Annotated in this window: 13 protein-coding genes; 6 read left to right on the top strand and 7 right to left on the bottom strand. The window is 35.9% G+C overall.

What is annotated here, in order from left to right:
- Positions 1-30: 30 nt before the first annotated feature.
- Entirely contained in the window at positions 31-1,518 is a 1,488-nt protein-coding gene (locus tag MY04_RS11625; protein ID WP_066209859.1) for an MFS transporter, read from the top strand.
- A 66-nt stretch (positions 1,519-1,584) separates the two neighbouring features.
- On the opposite strand, the gene MY04_RS11620 is transcribed toward MY04_RS11625, so the two are convergent.
- On the bottom strand, positions 1,585-3,228 hold the full coding sequence (locus MY04_RS11620) for a T9SS type A sorting domain-containing protein (protein ID WP_066209857.1): 1,644 nt from the start codon (positions 3,226-3,228) through the stop codon (positions 1,585-1,587).
- A 132-nt stretch (positions 3,229-3,360) separates the two neighbouring features.
- Here MY04_RS11620 and pyrH point away from each other — a divergent pair, with 132 nt between their 5' ends.
- Positions 3,361-4,068: a UMP kinase gene (gene pyrH / locus MY04_RS11615; RefSeq protein ID WP_066209855.1), complete on the top strand. Its 708-nt coding sequence runs from the start codon at positions 3,361-3,363 to the stop codon at positions 4,066-4,068.
- 85 nt (positions 4,069-4,153) lie between these two features.
- On the top strand, positions 4,154-4,717 hold the full coding sequence (gene frr / locus MY04_RS11610) for a ribosome recycling factor (protein ID WP_066209853.1): 564 nt from the start codon (positions 4,154-4,156) through the stop codon (positions 4,715-4,717).
- Between the two features lie 55 nt (positions 4,718-4,772).
- Here frr and MY04_RS11605 read toward each other — a convergent pair whose 3' ends face one another.
- From MY04_RS11605 to mfd, 6 genes are all read right to left on the bottom strand, one after another.
- Positions 4,773-6,086 (bottom strand): LruC domain-containing protein, encoded by a 1,314-nt coding sequence (locus MY04_RS11605; RefSeq protein ID WP_066209852.1) that lies wholly within the window; start codon positions 6,084-6,086, stop codon positions 4,773-4,775.
- 257 nt (positions 6,087-6,343) lie between these two features.
- Positions 6,344-7,267 (bottom strand): universal stress protein, encoded by a 924-nt coding sequence (locus tag MY04_RS11600; RefSeq protein ID WP_066209850.1) that lies wholly within the window; start codon positions 7,265-7,267, stop codon positions 6,344-6,346.
- 161 nt (positions 7,268-7,428) lie between these two features.
- Entirely contained in the window at positions 7,429-8,253 is an 825-nt protein-coding gene (locus MY04_RS11595; RefSeq protein ID WP_066209847.1) for a purine-nucleoside phosphorylase, read from the bottom strand.
- Positions 8,254-8,335: 82 nt separating this feature from the next.
- Positions 8,336-10,618 (bottom strand): Tex family protein, encoded by a 2,283-nt coding sequence (locus tag MY04_RS11590; RefSeq protein ID WP_101958145.1) that lies wholly within the window; start codon positions 10,616-10,618, stop codon positions 8,336-8,338.
- Positions 10,619-10,904: 286 nt separating this feature from the next.
- A complete protein-coding gene (gene gldJ / locus MY04_RS11585; RefSeq protein ID WP_066209846.1) occupies positions 10,905-12,134 on the bottom strand; it encodes a gliding motility lipoprotein GldJ in 1,230 nt (409 codons plus the stop codon).
- A gap of 157 nt (positions 12,135-12,291) precedes the next feature.
- On the bottom strand, positions 12,292-15,657 hold the full coding sequence (mfd, locus tag MY04_RS11580) for a transcription-repair coupling factor (RefSeq protein ID WP_084005856.1): 3,366 nt from the start codon (positions 15,655-15,657) through the stop codon (positions 12,292-12,294).
- 134 nt (positions 15,658-15,791) lie between these two features.
- Here mfd and MY04_RS11575 point away from each other — a divergent pair, with 134 nt between their 5' ends.
- The 3 genes from MY04_RS11575 to MY04_RS11565 all read left to right on the top strand — a co-directional run bounded on the left by MY04_RS11575 (position 15,792) and on the right by MY04_RS11565 (position 19,605).
- The gene (locus MY04_RS11575) at positions 15,792-17,735 is read left to right on the top strand and encodes an LTA synthase family protein (RefSeq protein ID WP_066209844.1); all 1,944 of its coding nucleotides are present in this window, start codon (positions 15,792-15,794) and stop codon (positions 17,733-17,735) included.
- A gap of 164 nt (positions 17,736-17,899) precedes the next feature.
- Positions 17,900-18,595: a carboxypeptidase-like regulatory domain-containing protein gene (locus MY04_RS11570; RefSeq protein WP_066209841.1), complete on the top strand. Its 696-nt coding sequence runs from the start codon at positions 17,900-17,902 to the stop codon at positions 18,593-18,595.
- The gene (locus tag MY04_RS11565) at positions 18,595-19,605 is read left to right on the top strand and encodes a transglutaminase domain-containing protein (RefSeq protein WP_066209839.1); all 1,011 of its coding nucleotides are present in this window, start codon (positions 18,595-18,597) and stop codon (positions 19,603-19,605) included. The genes MY04_RS11570 and MY04_RS11565 overlap by 1 nt, the downstream gene beginning before the upstream one ends.
- Positions 19,606-19,677 lie beyond the last annotated feature (72 nt).

Here is a 19,677-nt window from a genome sequence, read left to right as displayed (position 1 = left end):
AATGAAATAAATGATTAAATCACTATAAGTATGCTGGAAATTCAAAAGAAACTAAAGTCCTCATTTTATACTATCTTAAGTTTACCCGCTACAGCTATGGGGTTTGCACTTTCCATCCAAATTTCTGCTTTGAGTTGGATTCTAAGTGAGAAATATGGATTCCACCTTGAAGAAATTGGTATTGTTTGGGCAGCAGGTCCATTAGCGGGAATAATAGCACAACCAATAGCAGGACTATTATCTGATAATGTATGGCTTTGGGGTGGGCGAAGAAGACCATTCATTTTAATAGGAGGTGTTTTGACTTCAATCATGTTACTTGCAATTCCTAATATGGATATAATAGGTAAGGCATTGGGGCAAGAAGGTGCAACTGTTGGTATCGCTATTGCCATTGCTTTAACCTTTGATTTAGCAATAAATGTAAGTTTTAACCCTACAAGATCAATCATTGCAGACGTTACTCCAGAAGGAGAAAAAAGAACAAGTGGATATACTTGGATGCAAACAATCTCTGGTACATTTGGTGTTTTAGCATATGCTATAGGTGCATTTTTTGATAACTATGTGTTAATTTATTCTGGTATTTTTATAGTGTTTGCATTTTCTGTTTTTCCATTATTCTTTATTGAAGAACCAAAACAATTAACTTCTACGAGTGATGGTGAAGAACAATCTAAAGTATCGTTCTCAGAAATTATGGATGTGATTAAGCCTCTTTATGGATTTTTGATCTATGCTTTTTATGTTATTGTAGCTAAAGTGTTAGACTTACCAACATCCAATATTTATATTGAGATAGGGTGCTTGGTAATTACTCTAATAGCAGGAATTCAAGTAATATTAGTTTCTAGAAATGTTGAAAAAGACAAACTTGAATTTCAAAAAATATTATTTGCACATTCGTTTACTTGGATAGGAGTTCAATCAATGTTTGTTTATATGTTGGCTTTTGCAAAAGTTAATGTAATGGGCTTTGAAATGGATCAGGAAGTAGCAGAAGAATTAAAAAATAATATTGGTAAAATTGTAGCTATATCCTTTCTTGTATTAAACCTAGTAGGTGCAATTTTCCCTTCTTTGATTATCAATCCACTAGTTAAAAAAATTGGTCAGGTAAAAACTCATACTATTTCTTTAGCAATAATGACTTTAGGGTACTTCGGAGTTTATAGTTTAGTAGGAAAAGATAGTGAATACTTGCTGTATTTCTTTATGGTTGTGATTGGAGTTGGTTGGGCTTCAATTATTTCAATTTCATTTGCAATCATGTCCGAAAGAGTGGATAAATCAAAAATGGGATTATACATGGGCATTTTTAATTTGTCTGTTGTAGCACCGCAGTTAGTTTCCAGTTTTAAAATTGGACAACTAGTTAATTCTTATGATGATAAAGCTATACTATTCCTTATTTGTACAATTACATTACTTGTTTCAACTGTTTTATGGTTGACTGTTAGAGAAAAGAAAGGGATTGATAATACCCCTTCAGCAAGCACAGGTGGAGGCCATCATTAATATAAATGACATCAAAAAAGGGAAGTAATTTCGGTTACTTCCCTTTTTTGATGTATCTGATAATCTTTATTGTTTGATCACTCTTTGATTGAAAACCCCAAAATCACTATTTAAGCGAACGAAATAAGTACCTCTAGGAAGGTTACCCAAATCAATATCAACCACTTCTTGATGTTGGCTAAGATCGAATGTTTTCACAACTTGACCTGTCGAAGAGATAACTTCAATTAGACCAACATGAGAAATAAAATCACCTATTGCTAAATGGAAAATACCATTGGAAGGGTTGGGATAAATACTAAATGTTCTTGGAGAATTAGGCTTTAAACCAACAACACCATTATCAATATTAATTACATTGGATTCTAATGAAAAACCATCTTTATTTACTGCAAAAACTCTATAGGATACTTTTTTTTCAGCATCTTCAGAAGATGGTAGATAGTCGGTATAGCTTCTTGTACTGGGATCTAGAATTGGGCTACAATACGTAAAACCTTTGTCTTCTAGAGATCTTTCGATAACATAACCTGTAATTTCTCGTGTGCCCTCATCTGGAACTTTCCAAACGATTTTGTTTATTCCGTCTTCTGTATTGGAAATAATATCATCCACGTCCATTGTAACTTTTGCATTTGGTGCATTTTGATTGATGGTTTTTCTAGCAGTAGAAGCAACCAATACAGTGTCTACTCTAGACTTTTGATCATTCGTAAATAATGTCATGCATGAATCATTGGTATAATCCATAAAGTTCTGATACATCGACGAGGAATAATTAACGGTATCGCATAAATATTTTGTATGGAACTCCGTGCTTTGATCACAATATGAAGTAGTATTTGTATCAGAGTGAGTTCCTTTAATTGCTGGAGTATCTTCACAATAATCAGATTTGGAACAATCAGAAGAAGCACTTCCCACACCCCAAGGGTGAAGTATCCCTAAATAGTGTCCCAATTCGTGAGTCAATGTTCTTCCCATATGATAAGGACGTTTTAACCCAAAGTCATCTACTAATTCAGATCCAAAGTATCTATAATCGATTACAACGCCATCTTTTGATGTTGTTGCTATTTCAGAGGAATTGACTTCGTCCAAACCAGAAAGTGTTAGAATATTAGGAAAAAATGCATAGCCTAGATAATTGGAAGGTAGGGCGGTCACCCAAATATTTACATACCTATTGGGATCCCAAATATTTTGTTCGATAATGTCTTCGATTTCACCTGTACTAAAATATCCTTTAGAACCAGGGTCTTTATACATTCGGTTTATTCCTTCTTCTTGAAGCACATTACCCTGTGGATCATACAATGCTCTTTTTATTTCAACATTTAAAGCTGTAGCATCAAATTGAAACTCTTCTAAAGTCTGAGCTCTATTTTTATTCTTTTTATTTAAATCATTATTAGTCGCTTGAAATTGAGAAGCAATTTGATCGTAGCTTAAATTATTACCTGTCCCAATGCTAAAACCCGGATTGGTGTAAATAATATGTACAATGGTAGGTAAATTAGATTTTTGACTTCTATTTATAGTTTGAGAAAGACGAAGTGCAGAAGTTGTTCTAGGTAAAGATGGGTCATAACTATGGTTCACCAAGTGATTCCCACAACGTCTAAACGTTTGGGTTTCTTGTGAAAAAACCAAGGTCACAGAAAATAAAAAGACAGTGATTGTCAGTAAGTATTTGTTTTTTGATAACATATCTGAATGCAAATTCAATTAAAAAATGCTATATTATTGTATTGCAATATGATAAGTTTTTAGATAAGGTCAATATTTTATTCCATCATTTCTTTGACTTTTATATATTTGCAAAACTTCAATTAGCCATATATGAAATATAATAGAGTACTCCTAAAATTAAGTGGCGAAGCCTTAATGGGTGAGCAACAATATGGTATTGATCCTGCACGTCTGGAACAATACGCAAAAGAGATTAAAAAAGTAGTTGATGAGAAAGTAGAAGTTGCTATTGTCATTGGTGCTGGAAACATTTTCCGTGGTATGCAAGCGGGTAAAATGGGTATCGATAGAGTACAAGGCGATCATATGGGAATGTTAGCTACTGTAATCAATGGTATGGCCCTACAAAGTGCTTTAGAAGGCGAAGGGGTATATACTAGATTAATGTCCGGAATTCAAATGGATCAAGTTTGTGAGCCATTTATTAGAAGAAGAGCCGTACGTCACTTGGAAAAAGGTCGTGTGGTTATTTTTGGTGCTGGTACTGGTAACCCGTACTTTACAACAGACTCTGCTGCTTCATTAAGAGCAATTGAAATTGATGCGGATGTAGTATTAAAAGGTACTCGTGTTGACGGTATCTATACTGCCGATCCAGAAAAACATCCTGATGCTACTAAAATTGATGAGCTTACTTTCGACGAAGCACTAAACAAGAACTTGAAAATTATGGACCTTACTGCATTTACTTTGTGTAAGGAAAATGATTTGCCGATCGTTGTATTTGATATGAACAAGCCAAATAATTTATATCATTTAATGTCGGGTGAGGCTGTTGGTACAATTGTATCTCAATAATTAAAAGATCATAAACATAGTGATTTATTCACTATGCTGATTATATTTGAATTATAGATTATACTTAATCAAAAAAAATAAAACAATGGAAGAGGAAATAGGAATGTATCTTGATGATGCAAAAGAAATGATGGAAAAAGCCATTTCTCACACAGAACACGAACTATCTAAAATTCGTGCGGGTAAAGCTTCTGCATCAATGTTAGACGGTTTAACTGTTGATTATTATGGTGCTCCAACTCCTATTAATCAAGTTGCTTCAGCAACTACTCCAGATGCTTACTCTGTAGTAATCAAGCCTTGGGAAAAGAACATGCTTTCTGAAATTGAAAAGTCAATTCGTGATTCTGACCTAGGTGTTAACCCTGTAAATGATGGTGAGCAAGTAAGAATTAACATGCCTCCATTAACAGAAGAAAGAAGACGTGAATTAGTAAAAAGAGTAAAAGGTGAAATCGAAAAAGGTAAGATTTCTATCCGTAATGCTCGTAAAGACACTAACGACGGTCTTAAGAAATTATTAAAAGACGGCGCTTCAGAAGATGCTATCAAAGATGCTGAAGCTTCTGTTCAAGACTTAACGAATGCTTTCACTAAGAAAATTGAAGAAGTTTTCGTGAAGAAAGAAAAAGATATTATGACTGTATAAGTTGTATTTTTCAAAAAAAGAATCACCCATTCTACAAAAGAATGGGTGATTTTTTTTATTCTAAGTCTACACTTTCAGCTATTTTATTTTGGTTTCTATAACCTTCAATATCTAAATACCAATCTGTATTTGTAGCTCCTCCGCTTTCTGCAAAAGCTTGGAAGTTATGATACACATTAGTAATATCTCTACCCTCTAAAGGTGGTTCGAATACTTCCGGTATATCTAATGCCCATGGATGGTTGTCTTCTGTTTCGAATCCGTTATCGGCGTCATTACGATTTAAGAGATCCGTATCAAAATGTGCGGTGTAATCTTGACCAGAAAGATGTACTTCTCTTGATCTATCATTTGTTCTAAAAATAAATGGATTGAAATTCCAATGTACGCCAGGGTCGGCAGGAGTATTTAATACCACTGTTACTACGATATCATCTGTCATTGTTATATCACCTGAAGTAGTTTCTAATCTGTCGTTCATATTATCAAATAATAAAACCACAGCATTATTGGCATCATTTCCAGTTTCTATGCCTTTGGAATCAAGTTCTACAACTGTATTCGTAGTGTAATAACCTGTTACACTTGTTATATATGATGCAGGATAGGGCGTTTCTATGGCGGCACCATGTACCAATCCAGCTTCTACTTGAACACCATTACAATCAATAATTAATTCAACCACATGACCAGCAGCATTTTTTATAAAATGATAGTTGTAATCTATTACTACGTCATTAAAATCATAATCACCTTTTCGTGGGTATAGATCCTCAAAAGCATAAGAAGCTTTTACATCATATGCAGGATAATAGCTGTCAAAAGCTTTATTTGGATCGTTCGGATAATCGTCATTTGAGTCGATGACACCATCACTGTCCGTATCAGTTGATGATATCCCGGAAGATCTTTGGTTAGAGGTTACATCTGTAAATGTAGGAGAGGAGGAGTTGAATGTAACATAAACATTATTACCAGTAATCCCTGTCGTTTCCAAGTATGACCCCGTAGTTGTTCTAGCGATTACTTGTATGTTTTTTACATGTATTGGTAATCTAACGGGATGATTCATGTTGGATTGAGCATTGGAAATCATCTTACCTACTTGTCTTACATCTCCTGATGGTAAAACATATCTATATTCGTATAAAACTTGTTCATCTATTCCCTCAAAATCAGCGTGAAGAGTTAATTCTTGGGATGTTTTAAAAGTAAAGCCTTCTGGAATAGCGGTTTCTTCAAATGATGAAGCAGTAGTAGTAGGATCGTTTTGATTTGGCATATCACCATCAATTGTTTCAGTGCAACTTACTGCACCAATTATTAGTAGAGATGATAAGAATAAAGTAGAGAATTTTAATTTCTTCATGGGTAATTATTTATAATTGGGATGTCAGTAGAAATTAGGTTTAATCGTGATCTAAAAAAGAAATGACATCAAATATTTGCTATCTACCCAACATGACTAAATTAAAAAACGTTTGTTAATAATCCTCTTTTTTGGAAGTATGTAAGGAAAAGTTAGTTTAAAGAAAAAAAAGATTTTGTAAATAAAAATATAAGCAGTGCGAATTGTATAAAACAAAGAACGCTGTAGCTTATGGTTAGCTACAGCGTTCTTTTATATTACATTTCTAATAAAGCTCCGAAAAGTCCTAAATTTCGAACTCTATCTTTTACTACTAGTGTAGATACTGTAGTATTATGTTGTTTCATCAAACTTTCTGTGGTACTACCAATAAAAGTAGCGGCTAAAGCAGAACGCCCTCTTGAACCCATTACAATTAAATCAGCATCTTCTACCAATGAGATATTAGATATAATTTTGGCTTCGTTATTTCCGTAAAGATCAAAATGTAATCTTTCTTTGTATTTTACATCTTCTAGATCGAATTGCTTTAAGAAATTCTTACATCTTTTTTCTGCATGAAGCTGTAAAACGGATGCATACTCTTCAGGAGACTTGCCAGAGGCAGTATAACCTGTTGGTAAGGCGTAGACATGAAGAATAACAAGTTCCATGTTATTTCTTTTCGCTACATTGATTCCTTCAATCATTGCACGTTTCGACATTTCAGAAAAGTCGATAGGAACAATTGCTTTTTTTATAGGAACCTGAGGGTTTTCTGATACAGTAAGAACTGTACAAAAAGCATAACGAGTGAGTAGACGTGCAATTGTCCCACTTCCTTCTGCTATGTTCTTTTTGCCTGCAATAATAAGTTCTACCTTATTTTTCTTAGAATATTTTAAAATTTTGTTTGTTGGATCGTTAGATTCAGAAACAATAAATTCAAACTCTACATTTCTAGTGTTTAATTCTTTATGCTTTTCTACCAAGTCAAGCATTTTGGCTTTTGCCATTTCTTTTCTTGATACAAGCTTTCCATTGTACTCTACTTCATCTTTTCCGGAGTTATCTTTAAGCACGTGCATTAAAATAACTTTGCGAACAGTTGAAAGAGGCGAAGCTTTAAGCGAATATTTGATGATTGCATCATCAATATAAGTAAGGTCTAGCGGTAAAAGCGCTGTCTGTGCATTATCCATGATAATCGTAATGGTATAAGTAGTAAAGGTTATTCTCCTTTAGAACTTCTCTAGAAAATAGGTATTCCAGGTAATGTTCAAGCCATGTAAATTGTCTAAAAGATGACTTTTATTAGGTTTCATGCAATTTACATGCTTATTTGTAAATATTCACAAAAAAATTAAACTTTCTGTATCAAACCACCAATTAATTTTGAAAGATGTGGTTCAGCATTTTTTGCATTCTCTAAAATTTCTGATAATTCTACAGGTTTCAATGCACCTTCATAGCATAAATCAGTCACTACAGATACTGCAAATACAGGTAAGTTCATGTGTACCGCTACAATTACCTCAGGAACAGTAGACATCCCCACAACATCTGCACCAATTATTCCCAAGTATTTATATTCCGCTTTCGTTTCTAAATTAGGTCCAGTTACAGAAGCATAAACTCCTTCGTGTACAGGAAGTTGATGTTCTTGAATGACTTCTTTAGCGAGTTCTCTTAAACTTTTATCATAAGGTTCGAACATATCAGGAAAACGATCGCCCCAATCTGCCACATTATGTCCAGTAAGAGGATTTTCAGGCATTAAATTGATATGGTCATTTAATATCATCAAATCGCTTTTATTGAAAGATGGATTAATTCCTCCTGCAGCGTTAGAAATGAATAATGCTTTAATCCCAAGTAATTTCATTACTCTAATTGGGAAAGTGACAGTTTTCATATCATAGCCTTCATAGTAATGAAAACGACCTTGCATAGCCACGATTTTTCTTCCTTTGAAGTAACCGAAGATCAAACGTCCTTTATGAGATTCTACAGTGGATAAGGGAAAGTTATCCAATTTTTCATAGGGTAAATCGTATTTGATATCAAATTCTTCGACCAATCCGCCAAGGCCTGTACCTAATACAATACCTACTTCGGCTTGGAAACCGTCAATTAGCGTTTGGATTTGTTGAACACAACTTTCGACTTTCTCTTTGTATGAAATCATTGGGTGATAGATGATGTGATTTTTAATTGGAAATGAAAACATCTCACTAAACTGCTTAAACAGTCTAATGAGATGTATATTATTAGTTGAACTTATTTTTAAGCATCGCTAGCTTGTCTGCCATTGATAAGTTCTCGTTATTTTCTTCTCTTTGTTGAGGTCTACGATTGTTTCCTCCTTGTGGTCTTCTTCCAGATGATTGTTGAGGACGTCTCTGCTGTGCAGATCCTCCGCCATCAAGACCTTTCATTGATAGTGCAATACGCTTTCTAGCAATATCAACATCAGTCACAACCACTTGTACTTTTTGATGTACTTTAACCACTTCGTTTGGATCTGAGATGTAGCGATCGGCCATTTGGCTTAAGTGTACCAAGCCGTCTTGGTGAACTCCTACGTCTACAAATGCTCCAAAGTTTGTGATGTTTGTAACGATACCTGGAAGTTTCATACCTACTGTTAGATCTGAAATCTTTTCTACACCTTCTTTAAATTCGAAAGCTTCGAATTGCTCACGAGGGTCACGACCAGGTTTTGCTAATTCTTTCAAGATATCAGTTAGAGTAGGGATACCTACTGTAGCAGTGACATAATCGTCTAATTTGATTTGCTTGTGAAGATTCTCATTGGCCATCAAATCGTTCACTTTTACACCAAGGTTTTCGGCCATCTTTTTCACGATGTCGTAACTCTCTGGGTGAACTGCACTAGCATCCAATGGATTTTTTGCATCTCTAATTCTCAAGAAACCTGCACATTGCTCGAATGCTTTAGGTCCTAAGCGAGGTACTTTCTTCAATTGTGCTCTAGAAGTGAAGGCTCCATTCTCGTTTCTGAAATCAACGATGTTCTTCGCAATGCTTGGTCCTAAACCTGAAACATAAGAAAGTAATTCCTTACTAGCAGTGTTTACTTCCACACCAACGGCGTTAACACAACTCATTACCACATCGTCCAAACTTCCTTTAAGTGCAGTTTGGTCAACATCATGTTGATATTGTCCCACACCAATTGATTTAGGATCGATTTTTACCAATTCCGCCAATGGGTCCATCAAACGACGACCAATAGAAACGGCACCTCTAACAGTCACGTCTTTGTCTGGGAATTCGTTTCTAGCTACTTCAGAAGCAGAATAAATAGAAGCACCACTCTCATTTACTACTACGATTTGAACTCCTTGAAGTCCTAATCCTTTCGCAAACGATTCAGTTTCTCTACTTGCTGTACCGTTTCCAACAGCGATAGCTTCAATATTATGCTTTTCTACCAAGTGCTTGATCATAGAAGCAGATTGAGCTACTTGTTTTTGAGGTTCGTTAGGGTAGATAACAGCATCGTCTAACAATTTACCTTGACTGTCCAAGCATACTACTTTACAACCTGTTCTAAAACCAGGGTCTAAAGCCAACACTCTTTTCTGACCAAGTGGAGCAGCTAATAGTAACTGACGTAAGTTTTCTGCGAATACCCCAATGGCTTCTTCATCAGCAGTTTTCTTAGAGGCTAATCTAGATTCACTTTCCATTGATGGCTTCAATAAACGCTTGTAAGCATCTTTTACCGCCAATTGAATTTGATTTGCTGAAGGAAGACGACGATCCACGTGGATGTCTTCCAATAAGAAAATGGCATCTTCTTCTTCTGGAGAACAGTCCAAAGAAATAATCATCTCTTTTTCTGCTCTTCTCATGGCAAGCACTCTATGTGATGGTGCTTTACCCACAGATTCTGTCCAGTCGAAGTAATCTTTATATTTTGCACCTTCCTCTTCTTTACCAGGAATCACTCTTGCTTTAAATGCACCTTTGTTCATGAACAAGTCACGCATTTCTGCACGCGTTTCCGAATCTTCGTTCAATCGCTCAGCGATAATATCTCTTGCACCCGCTAAGGCTTTGTCTACAGAATCCACGTCTTTTTCAGGATCGATGAATTTTTCTGCTTCAGCAAGAATATCCGAAGATAGGTCCGGAGAAACCATTAAGTCAGCCAAAGGCTCTAAACCTCTTTCTTTGGCCACACTTGCTCTTGTTTTTCTCTTTGGTTTATATGGAAGGTAGATATCCTCTAGCACAGTCATTGTTTCTGCTGCTAGAATCTTCTTTTTCAAATCATCCGTAAGTTTACCTTGATCGTCGATACTTTTAAGAATCGCTTCTCTTCTTTTTTCAAGGTCTCTTAGTGACTGAGCCTTATCTCTAATGTCGGCCACTTGTACTTCGTCTAAACTTCCTGTGACCTCTTTTCTATATCGAGAAATGAAAGGTACGGTAGCTCCATCGTCCAACAACTCTAATGTGGCACTGACTTGCTTTTCTGATAAGCTCAATAACTGAGCTACTTTTTGTGTGATATTCACCATTTCGAACGGTAAGTGTTATTTAAAAAATCACCCATGTAGGCTTGAATCGATTCCAATGATCATCAAATTATTTGATAAAATTGGAGAGAGCTGAATGATCTAGAAACCTGATATTGATATCATTTAATATGCGCAATATTTATCGTTGAACGCAGGTTTAAAAATCTTGTAATTAGGTCATTCAGCAAGCCTCCAAAAATAAGGTTTAAGAATGAGGAATAAAAAAAACCTCATTTCTTATTTTAAAGAAATGAGGTTTTTTTGTTAAATCTATGGTAGATAAATTCTAGTTCTCACCAGGGTTGATCATTGCACAACGGAAACCGATAGTTGCTGTTGCTGAATCTTGATCTAAGAAACGACGAGTACCTGCTGCCATCCAGTAAGCAACGTCTTTCCATGAACCACCTTTATAAACACGGATCGAGTTCGAGATGAACGTGTTGTACTGACGTACATATCCGTATGATTGGTAGTTGTAACCGTGCTCAGGACCATCTAAGTAGTCATTCTTACGAACAGGGTTTAAGTCATCCATATCTGAGTAAGAAAGTGGACGGTAGATATCTTCCACCCATTCTGATACGTTACCCGCCATGTTGTAAAGACCGAAGTCGTTTGGAGGGTTGTCATAAATCCATGATGTAATCATTGCACCATCATTCAATTTACCACCGATACCAGCGTAGTCACCACGACCACGTTTGAAGTTCGCCATCATATCACCCATGTGCTCACCGTAAGGGTTACGAACTGAGTGACCTGACCAAGGGTAGATACGACGCTCAGAGTAGTTTTCGTCGATATCTTGAAGACCGATCAAGGCTTGCGCTGCGTAATCCCATTCTGCTTCAGTAGGAAGACGGAATGCTGGAAGAACAACACCTGACTCTAATGGAATTGGCTCGCCGTTTTCTGCAGCTTCAGCTTCCTCGTCAGTACCGTTATTGACCGCTAAATTTTTGTTTACAACTGTTGTACGCCATGCACAGAAGTTTTGAGCTTGTGCCCAAGTTACACCAACTACAGGGTGGAAACGGAAACCAGGATAACGTAAGTAGTGATCTACATATTGATCGTTAAATGCTAGTTGTTCTGCCCATACAGTAGTATCAGGTAATGCTTCTTCGTAAGAAACACCAGATACCGAAGAGTCAGTGCTTACATAATGTAAGTATTCTAACCAGTGAACGTTGGCAACTTCCGTTTCGTCCATCCAGAAAGAAGCAACTGATACAGTTCTTTCTACGTTATCACGAGATTTCATTAAATCTTCCTCGTATGAACCTAACACGAAACGACCACCCTCGATGTAACGCATGTTAGGTACTTCGGGCATTCCTTGGTAATCTCTAACGGCGAAAGAATTGTCGTCTTTTCCATTATACTCTAAACCAGTCATAGTACTGTAGCCTCCTGGATGGTTTGCGTCAGGCTTGGAGCTCTTAGCACAACCCGATACTAGTAGTGCGGATATCAACACAGAAGCTAAGTAAAGAAGATTCTTTTTGCTCATGATATATAATTCTCTATTTTTATTTCACACCCAAAAAAGGTGTAATTTTAATTCCTAAAAATCGTTTCTAAATGTGAATGAAACGTCTACGGAAAACAATAATTCAATAATTGTACCCAAAAAACCGATCAATGGAATTTTTTTTGAAAAAAAGTATTTATTGATCTAATTTTTCTAATAAAACCATTGCATCATTTATACTGTTTATCCCATCAATATTGATGATTACACGCTTTTTTGTCTCTTTTATCTGACAATTTCTAGGATGGGTCTGCACATACATTAAAATTTTTCCGAACTCTTCCGATTGATAATAAGCGGCTTGTGTATGCTCTAATAAATAAGCTTTTAACCCTTCATTTTTGAGAATTAATTTCTCCATTCCCAATTTAGAAGCTACCCAACGCATTTTTACTGTTTCCAATAAATCTTTTACTGGTTGAGGCATTGTTCCAAATCGGTCTTGGATATCTTTTATATATCTTTCTAATTCTTTTTCATTTTTAAGTTTATCCGCACGCATATATAAGTTTAATCTTTCTGATATGCTGCTGACATAGGTGTCAGGAATGAGGATTTCGAAATCAGTTTCTATAACGGTATTTACTTTCACCGTTTTATTGGCTAATTCTTCTTTAAATAAATCGGCAAACTGTGTCTCTTTGATTTCCTGAACGGCTTCTTCAAGAATTTGATTAAATGTATCAAAACCTAAGTCATTGATAAAGCCCGATTGCTCACCACCTAATAAATCGCCTGCTCCTCGAATATCAAGATCTCGCATAGCGACTTTAAATCCATCGCCTAAATCGGAGAATTCTTCTAAAGTGGATAATCGTTTTCTGGCATCCGTAGATAATCCGATAGTAGGAGGGGTTAATAAATAACAGTAGGCTTTTTTGTTAGATCTACCTACACGGCCTCTCATTTGATGCAAATCTGATAAACCAAACATATGGGCTTGATTTACAATAATGGTATTGGCATTTGGAATATCTAATCCAGACTCGATAATATTAGTGGATATCAATACATCATATTCACCTTGTATAAAGCGAAGCATGATTTTCTCCAAAGTGGGGCCATCCATTTGTCCGTGAGCATAGGTCACTCTCGCATCTGGAACCAATCGCATGATATTATTAGCGAAATGTTCAATATCAGCCACTCTGTTGTGCACGAAGAAAGCCTGACCGCCTCGCATCAATTCATTATGTACGGCATCACGAATGATTTCATCACTGTATGTAGAGATTTTTGTGGTGACCGGCTGACGGTTGGGGGGAGGAGTTTCAATAACAGATAAATCACGGGCTCCCATTAAGGAGAAGTGCAATGTTCTAGGAATAGGAGTAGCAGTTAGTGTTAAAGCATCTACATTTACTCTCATCTCTTTCAACTTCTCTTTGGTTTTTACTCCAAATTTCTGCTCTTCGTCGATAATCATCAATCCTAAGTCTTTAAACTGAACGTCTTTACTTGTAATTCGATGCGTACCTATTAATATATCTACTTTTCCCTCTTTTACATTTTTGAGGGTTTCTTTAATCTGTTTTGTTGTTCTAAAGCGATTGATATAATCTACTGTACAAGGCAAGTCGCCCATTCTTTGTACGAAAGTCTTATAATGTTGCATCGCCAAGATCGTCGTTGGGACTAATATAGCGACCTGCTTACTATCGCAGACTGCTTTGAAAGCTGCACGAACAGCCACTTCTGTTTTACCGAAGCCTACATCACCACAAACCAAACGATCCATTGGATACGGTTTTTCCATATCCTCTTTCACATCTTGAGTCGCTTTCGCCTGATCGGGAGTATCTTCATATAAGAAAGAAGATTCCAATTCTGCTTGCAGGTAGCCATCTTGTTCAAACTGATAACCTTTCGATTCTCTACGTTTTGCATAAAGACTGATCAACTCTGCAGCAATGTCTTTGACTCTTTTCTTTGCACGCTTCTTTTTATTTTCCCATTCGGGTGATCCCAATTTACTAACCGTAGGCTGTCTTCCTTCCTGCCCAGAATACTTTGATATCTTATGGAGGGCATGTAAACTTAGGTACAATAAATCGTTGTCCCTGTAGACCAATCGGATACTTTCTTGTTCTTTATCTCCAGCTTTGATCTTCTCCATTCCGGCAAAACGACCTACACCGTGATCCATATGCACCACGAAATCTCCCGCTTTCAATTCTCTCAATTCTTTAAGCGTCATTGATTTTGACTTGGAGAATTTTTTCTTCGACTTGGCCGCATGGAAACGCTCAAAAATCTGATGATCCGTAAAACAAGCCACATTCATTTGCTGATCGATGAACCCACCTCTTAAACTTAAGTTTAATTCTTGTACAAATAGGTCGGGTTTGATCTCGTCGAATATGGTCTGAATACGCTCCAATTGTTTGGGTAAATCGGAGACAATGATATTTCTAATTCCACTTAGTTGCTGTTTTTCTAAAGTTTCGCTCAACAAGTGGAAGTTTTTATTAAAACTAGGCTGAGGTTTGGCATCAAATGCTATGGTTTCTGCATTTCTGATGCCTTTTCTATTTCCAAAAAGGATTCTGTGTAACGATGATAGTTTCTTTGTAAATCCCTTTCTTGTTTCAAATAATTCTTCTGGAGAATTGATGACTTGAGTACCACCACTCACTTCTAGAATTTCATCAAACTTTGCAGTGGCCTTATCAAAATACTGATCGAGAGTGTCTACCAACAATTCATAGTCCTTGATCCAAACTATGGCATCAGGAAGGAAATCAAGTAACGATTCTCTCACTTCCTGCATCAATTTATTGTGGACGTTTGGAACAATAGGAGCGTGTTCTTTATCTTCTTGAGAAAGTTGAGTTACCGGGTCGAAAGTTCTGATGCTTTCAATTTCATCACCAAATAATTCGATACGGAAAGGTAACTCGTTGGCAAAAGAGTAGATATCAATAATACCCCCACGAATGGCAAACTGACCTGCTTCGTAGACAAAATCAGTAGGCTCAAAACCATATTCAATTAATAGTTCTCGAATAAAATTTTGATCGATATCCTCTCCAACTCTAGCGACATAGGTATTTTCTACCAACGACTTTTTATTGATCACCTTCTCGGTTAAAGCCGGTGGATGAGTCACCAATAAAGCCCCCTTTTTTTTCTTTTCGTTGAGGGTACTGAGCGTTTCTGCTCTTTGAAGCACATTGGCATTTTCTACCTCCGTAAATTCAAAAGGTCGTTTGTAAGAAGAAGGGAAATAAAGTACATCTGCATCGGGTAGTAGATTTTGAAGGTCGTTCAAGAAATACATGGCTTCCTCTACATCATGCATCACAAAAACATGACAACCTTTTATCTTATTATAAACAGTAGAAGCAATAATGGAATCTAAACTTCCGCAAAGACCTTTTAGATATGAGGCACTTTCCGGTTTCTTTAACTGATTCAGTAAAATTCCAGTAGTACTATCCGATTGATAAGCTTTGATTAAATCTTTTAATTCTATTTGACGCAGGTCTTGTGAATCTCCCATGAAAATTTTTTAAAACGACATTACATATCAGTAAAGACAAAAATAGGGGAGTTGTTTTAGAAAATGTATGATTTTGTGAAATCTTTTTTTTTAACTTTGATAGTTCATTATTTTGATTGGATTAAGTCAACACCATGTCGCAAAAAACAAAAACGACAAGTATCTTATTTGTCAACATATACAGATTTTTATTGATATTAAGTTTGTATTCATCTGCACGATTCATATTCTTCTTTTTAAATAGCACCTATTTTCCCGATGCAGACGTCATCACCCTCTTTCTAGGAGGAATAAAATTTGATTTGCCTGCAGCGATTTATACCAATGCCATCTTTGTATTGATGAGTTTGTTTCCTTCACAAGCAAGGTATAACAAGATGTATCAGAATGTGATTAAATATTCTGTCTTTATCGTTAATGCCATTACTTTGGCGATGAACTTGGCAGATACCATCTTCTTTAAATTTACATCTAAAAGAACAACAGCATCTATATTTCAAGAATTTGCTCATGAGGAAAATGGAGCGACTTTATTCTTCCGTTTCCTATTTGTTGATTATTGGTACATGACGGTTTTATGGGTTGTACAAATGTTCTTATTTATAGTCGCCTATAATAATGTGGTGTTGACTAAACCAAGAGTGAAACAACCTGTTCTGAAATATACTTTGATTCATTCAGTCATCTTTTTAGTATCAGCAGGTTTGTTAGGTGGTGCTGCACGTGGTGGCTTTGATGGAACAACAAGACCAATTTCGTTAAATAATGCAGGGGAGTTTGTCAAAAAGCCGCTTGAAATGTCGGTGGTATTGAACACTCCTTTTGCCATGTTGCGTACGATCAACAAAAAAATAGCACACAAAAGAACGTATTTCTCTCAAGAGGAATTATCAAAAATATATTCGGCATATCATCACCCTAACCAAGAGAAGCCACAAAAGAAAATGAATGTGGTGACGATTGTGATTGAAAGTTTTGGTCGTGAATATGTATCGGCAATGAATCAGGATCCTTTAGATCCAAACTATGTAGGATACACACCTTTTACAGATTCTTTGATTCAACATTCCAAAGCTTATGTGAACGCATTTGCCAATGGTCGAAAATCAATTTCTGCTTTGCCTTCTGTGATTGCGAGTATTCCTAATTTCTATTCGCCATTTGTATTATCACATTATTCAACTAATTCTATTAATAGCATTGCTTCTGTTTTAAAGGAAGAAGGATACTATTCGGCCTTTTTTCATGGTGCACCCAATGGGTCGATGGGATTTGAAGCCTTCATGAATGTGGCGGGGTATGACGATTATTACGGTATGACCGAATACAACAACGACGACGATTTTGATGGAACTTGGGGTATTTGGGACGAACCGTTCTTACAATACTATGCGGAAACAATGAATACTTTCAAGGAACCGTTTTTAAGTTCTTTGTTTACTTTATCATCTCATCACCCATTTAAGATTCCAGAAAAATACGAAGATACATTTAAGGGTGGTCCTCTACCACTAAACCGAGGAACTCAATACACCGATTATGCCTTGAAACGATTCTTCGAGACGGCATCAAAAATGCCTTGGTTTAAGAATACGATATTTGTGATTACTGCGGATCATACCAACCAAGTGTATTACCCTGAATACACCACGAGCCTTGGTCTATTTAAGGTACCTATCATTTATTATGCTCCAGGTGATGAAAACTTTGTAGGTATGGATTCTACCATCACCCAACAAATTGATATTTTCCCAACCATAATGGATTACCTAGGAGTGAAGCAAGACTATATTTCTTTCGGATCATCAGCAATTGATTCTACAGAAAAACACTTTGCCGTAAACTTTCTCGATCCGGGTACTTTCCAAGTCACAGAAGGAGATTACACTCTAGGCTTTGACGGAGAGAAGGTCACTTTCATGTATAATTTCAAAACTGACCGCATGCAGGAACATGATTTGAAAGGAACAGGTTTGGCAGAGGAAAAACAATTGGAAGATTTGGCAAAAGGAATTATGCAGGAGTTCTCGGAGAGGGCGATTGATAATAGGATGACAGCGAGGGGGAGTGAAGAGTGAAGGAAAGGAATGAAAAATTAAAAGTGAAAAATGAAAAACGTAGTTAGTTGATCTAACGCAAGAGATCTCCATCAAAATAGATTTACTTTGATGGAGATCGCGTTATTGTCACTAACTACGTTTTTAACTTTTAATTTTTCACTTTTAATTTCATAAATTAGAATATGAAAACAGGAATAAAGCTAACTATAGAAACTCCTTGTCATGAGGATCCAACCAATTTTAAACCGACCAAGAAAGGCGGTTTTTGTAGTCATTGCCAAAAAGAAGTAGTGAATTTTACAGGTATGACTGATAAACAAATCATTCAGTATTTGGAACAGTCTAAAGGGAAAGTTTGTGGTCGTTTTAAAGAGGACCAATTAAAAAGTTATTCTCTTCTTCAGCCAATACCACCAAAAAAGAAATGGTTTCCTGGAGTGGCTGTGATATCATTACTTTCTCTTTTACCTATGTATGATACTAAAGCGCAAACGGATGTACCTATAGAAAAAACGGAGCAGAAGGAAGAGGAAGCTAGTCAAGACAACAAAAAGGGTATTACAGTTCGTGGTATTGTAAAGGATGAACAAGGAAACCCGTTACCTGGTACGATTGTACTTATACAAGGTACATCAATTGGAATAGCAGCTAATAATAATGGAGAATTTAAATTACCTTCACTAAAAGAGGGAAATGTTTTATCTATTAATTACATCGGATATGAACAACAACTAGTAACTATTGAGGCAGCTCAAGATATTGATTTAAATATTGTGATGAAACAAGACTCATGTGTTTTATTGGGAGAAGTTTCTGTACATAACATTTATGCATCCAACAAGAAAACCTTTTGGCAAAGAATCAAATCAATTTTTTAATGAAGAAATTCATCTTTTTCTTTTTACTTTCTCTTTCAATTCAAGCTCAAACCACTCGCAATAAACTAAACGAATATCATAAAGCAGATAGTGTTGCATTAAGCTATAAAGGAAGTGAACTGACAGAACTTTATCATCTTACAATAAACCTTACCAAAGATTTACCCTCTGATAAGGATAAATTTAGGAGTATTTTTTATTGGATCTGTACTAATATAAAAGGAGACCGTATCAATAATTCCAAAAATCAGCAGATGCGGAAGAAGTTTGCTAAAGATGAGGCAAAGCTGAAAGAATGGAATGATAGTTTTGCTCGGAAATCTTTCAAAATTTTAGTTGAAGATCATAAAACCGTTTGTACCGGTTATGCTTATTTACTAAGATCAATGTGTAAAATAGTCAACATTGAATGTGTTATTGTGGATGGCTTTGGAAGAAATATTCAATCCGCTTCTCTTTCAAAAAAAAGTCTTCCTAATCATTCTTGGAATGCCGTTAAACTAGATGGGAAGTGGTATTTATCAGACCCAACTTGGGCAAGTGGTTACTTTAAAAATAACGAATACACCTTTACTTTCGATTTCAATGAAGGATATTTCTTGTCGAGTCCTGAACAATTTATCCTCACTCATTTTCCTTTGGATGAAAAATGGCAGCTTTTAGATAATCATTTGACATTTGATGAGTTTACTCAAAAGCCATTGCATTATCACTTTGCCTTTTCACATCAGATCTTTCTGGAGAGTCCTTCTACTTTTAGTAATCAAGTGATGAAAAATGAAGAGTTTATGATCACTCTAAAAACTATTGATATTAATTCTGAGAAGTTGAGTTTAAGGTATGGTAAAGAATTACATCCTTTAAAAGCAGAAATAACAACATCATCAAAAGATAGTATCATTATAAAATCAAAACTCCGTTCTAAGGGATATTATGATATTCATGTTTTTTATGGAGAAGAAATTGTGGCTACTCTCAACTACAAATCCTCGGGGAAAATGAAAAATTAAAAGTGAAAAATGAAAAACGTAGTTAGTTGATCTAACGCAAGAGTTCTATCATCAAAATAGATTTACTTTGAT

Origin of the sequence: Flammeovirga sp. MY04, from assembly GCF_001682195.2 — a bacterium.
In the GTDB taxonomy this organism is placed as follows: Bacteria; Bacteroidota; Bacteroidia; order Cytophagales; family Flammeovirgaceae; genus Flammeovirga; species Flammeovirga yaeyamensis.
The sequence above is the reverse complement of the archived record's forward strand: the minus strand, read 5'-3'. Positions and strand labels throughout refer to the sequence as shown.